This window comes from Hallella faecis, from assembly GCF_018789675.1.
In the GTDB taxonomy this organism is placed as follows: Bacteria; Bacteroidota; Bacteroidia; order Bacteroidales; family Bacteroidaceae; genus Prevotella; species Prevotella faecis.
On record NZ_JAHKBE010000109.1, the window covers coordinates 1 to 2,255 of the forward strand.

Annotated in this window: 2 protein-coding genes; both read left to right on the plus strand. The window is 42.0% G+C overall.

From position 1 onward, the window contains the following. The first annotated feature begins 149 nt into the window (after positions 1-149). A complete protein-coding gene (locus KM934_RS12585; protein WP_215760954.1) occupies positions 150-560 on the plus strand; it encodes an ISAon1 family transposase N-terminal region protein in 411 nt (136 codons plus the stop codon). After that, positions 502-1,569 carry a transposase gene (locus KM934_RS12590; protein ID WP_182000856.1) on the plus strand — a complete coding sequence of 356 codons (1,068 nt, stop codon included), beginning with the start codon at positions 502-504 and terminating at the stop codon, positions 1,567-1,569. The genes KM934_RS12585 and KM934_RS12590 overlap by 59 nt, the downstream gene beginning before the upstream one ends. Positions 1,570-2,255: the final 686 nt, after the last annotated feature.

A 2,255-nucleotide genomic window follows, 5' to 3' on the forward strand; every position in this document is an offset into this window, starting at 1 on the left:
AATGTATCCATAACTATACTGCGACGTTTTTCTGAGAAAAAGTTGCGGATTTCTGGGGTCACCAGTAAAACCCTGTGTTGAATAGTTAACAGGATTTGCTTTATTCTCGTTAGAATTAGTTATCTTTGCATCCACAAAAGAGTAGTGCTATGCAGGATAATCCATACATGATGCTTGCGAAGGTATTCCTTCCCAGCGAGATGACAGAGTATTTTGACCTTACAGATGTTCGCACGGACGAGTATGGTGGAGAACCACGTGTTCACATATTCCTTGATGAGAAGGAGGTTGCTCCTGAAGTATGTCCCGATGCAAGTCCCAATGGTTTTTATGAGGAATCCTGCATGAATCACTTCCCAATCAATGAATACCGCAGCATTCTTCATGTGCGCCGTCGCAGATGGAAGGATGCAGAAGGTAAGAGTGTTTCCAAGGACTGGCAACTGGTTGCTGACGGAACCCGCTACTCGAAGGAGTTTGCGGCTTTTTTAAAAGAATTCGTTGGATACATCCCCGATTACGGCCAGATCGCTCCAGAAACCATATCACATCAAGGCTGATGAGTTCGGACGTGCCTACAAAGATCATTTGAGTGACTTCCGCTCATGGAAACACATACTTCATGCCAGGGAGTGGCTTATCTTCCCCAGGAACATAGGCCCAAATCTGAGTATAGATGAGACTGCGCTCTCAAACGGGGATTTGTACACCATAGTATCAAACAAGGATGCCCATGGAGGCAAGGGAGCTTTGGTTGCCATCGTAAGCGGAACGAAGGTTGAGGATGTGGTCGCTGCACTTATGCGGATTCATTGGTATTTGAGATGCAAGGTGCGTGAGGTTACAATGGACTTCTCGGAAGGAATGCACCAGATTGTACTTCAAAGCTTCCCATATGCCACCATCACACTTGATCGATTCCACATGCAGCAACTCGCTACAGACCCCATGCAGGAACTGCGCCTCAAGTACAAGAAAGAGGCTCAGAAGGAGCAGAACGAGAAGCGTAAGCTCTTCAAGGCACAGTTGGCAGAGAAGTACGAGAAAAGCCTCAAGCGGCGAAAGAAAGGCAAGAAGGACAAGCGCGGACGCAAGCCCATCCGCAAGAACAAGGCATACGTTCCTGAAAGGCTGTCTAATGGCGACACTTTGCCAGAACTGCTTACGCGCACCCGCTATTCCTTGATGGTATCTCCAGAGAAGTGGACAGGTACTCAGAAGGAAAGGATGAAGCTGCTCTTTGAGCGCTATCCAGACTTGGAGAAGGCGTATTCTCTCGTTCATTCCCTACGCATGATATTTTCCAATACAAGAGCCACCTGGATTTCTGGCTATGAGAGTATGCAGAACTGGTTTGACAAAGTCAGGGAGTTTGGAAATGATTCTTTCAATACAGCTGCAGAAACTATCAAAGACAGATTGGATGAAGTCCTCAACTACTTCATTCATCGTGCCACCAATGCATCTGCAGAATCTCTCAATTCTAAGATCAAACAATTCAGAGCACAACTTAGAGGTGTTGTTGATATCGACTTCTTCCTCTACAGACTATCAATGATCTTTGGGTAAACACAGGGTTTTACGGGTGAGCCGATTTCTGAGGGAATATTTGTAATTTTGCTCATGGCTTTGAGTTTTGAGTAATGTTTTTTTTGTCACATCTAATTTACTCATTTTCCGTGACATACGGAAATACTCAAAGCCTTTTTTATACAATAAATTCAACCTCAAAGTCTAAATCCGAAACTTGAGTAATATGTTATCCTTTTGAATAAGAATAATCTTAGCAGGTAAAAATGACTCCTTAGCTGGAGACTTTTACAATACTATATTGATTATAAATTGCGTGCAAAGGTATTAATAGTTGGTAAGATATAAGATTTGCTTGAGATTTTTTAACAGATTTAATATTCACCCGCAAAAACAGTTAAAGTAAAGCAATATAAAATAAAAAAAAGTCTTCGCAAGTACTATATAGCATAAGAAATCGTTTCGCAAGTTTAATAGTAACTTGAATTAAAATGGAATTGATAGTAACGTATCAGTTCTCTAATAATAGGAAATAGACCCATTTACAGAAGGTTCTTTTTAGTTATGGCCAAGACTGCACAAAGGCTTACGCAGTGCTGAAACATCAAAAGTTCCAATTTGCTGTGCAATGATGTGCGCTCACCTTGGCAGTCTTGGCAGGGCAGACTAAATTAGGGAGTGTCGTTAAATATTAAGATTATTTACAACTATCTAATCCTCAATGT

Bases quoted from the DNA above. Each gene is read 5' to 3' on its own strand.
- KM934_RS12585 (WP_215760954.1), top strand. From the start codon at position 150: ATGCAGGATAATCCATACATGATGCTTGCGAAGGTATTCCTTCCCAGC.